Genomic DNA, 995 nt, shown 5'->3' on the forward strand with positions numbered 1-995 from the left:
AGCAAAAGAAAATCATTAAGTTGAACTATGATGCGCAACGCTTTGTCTACAACTCTTATGTAGGACGCAATCGAAGCAATTATCATGCTAAGCACTACTTAGCTGTTAGACAATATCAAACAATGCCTTTTGCCTTTTCTATTCTTAATAATTATGAGACTAAGCTGGCAGAAGAAGTAGTCGCCAATAACGAGTTATTGGCTAAGCCAAGGAATATTCGTGATGCTTATAACTTTTTGCGTGTTAAAGAAATTGATAGCCTTGCCCTTGCCAATGCGATTCAGAACTACCAGAAGGCTTGGAACAACTATCGCAAGATTGGTCATGGAATTCCGACTTTTCACAAAAAACGCAGCGACTGGTCATATCAGACCAACTGTCAATATCCTAAGCAGTCAGAAGCCTATCTTGATAACGGGACGGCTAGGTTTATTGATGCTAAGCATATTAAATTGCCTAAGCTAGGCGTTGTCCGCATTGCCGGCTTTAGAAGGCTAATCAAAGAGCGTCTGGTTAATCATATCCCAACTAGAATTGGGACAGTGACGATAAAAAAGACCGCTGATGACCAATTCTACCTGTCTATGCAGTTAGGCAGCGATACTGCTTTTGTCGAGGAATTGCCTAAAACACAGAGTCAAATTGGAATAGATCTCAACCTTGATAATTTCTTAACAGCATCTAACGGAGCAATGGTTGCTAATCCACGATTTTATCGTAAAGCCAAAAAGAAACTGGCTCACGCTCAACGAGTATTATCCCGCAGGCAGCGCAGGGCTAAAAAAGAAGGACGCAATTTGCGGCTAGCAAAAAACTATCAAAAGCAGCGTTTAGTTGTAGCTAAACTGCACGACAAGATCAGAAGACAGCGTAATGACTTTTTACAAGTACTCTCAACTGCACTAATCAAAAACCACGATTTAGTAGTTGCCGAGGAACTAAGAAGCAGAAATCTGTTAAAGAATCATGCCTTGTCTCAAGCCATTTCTGATGTT

General features: G+C 40.6%; 1 protein-coding gene. It reads left to right on the top strand.

What is annotated here, in order from left to right:
- Nucleotides 1-995: RNA-guided endonuclease InsQ/TnpB family protein (locus B5E95_RS10390; protein WP_087236588.1), on the top strand; the 995-nt coding region annotated here is incomplete at both ends.

The sequence above is a fragment of the Lactobacillus gallinarum genome (assembly GCF_002160635.1).
Taxonomy (GTDB): Bacteria; Bacillota; Bacilli; order Lactobacillales; family Lactobacillaceae; genus Lactobacillus; species Lactobacillus gallinarum.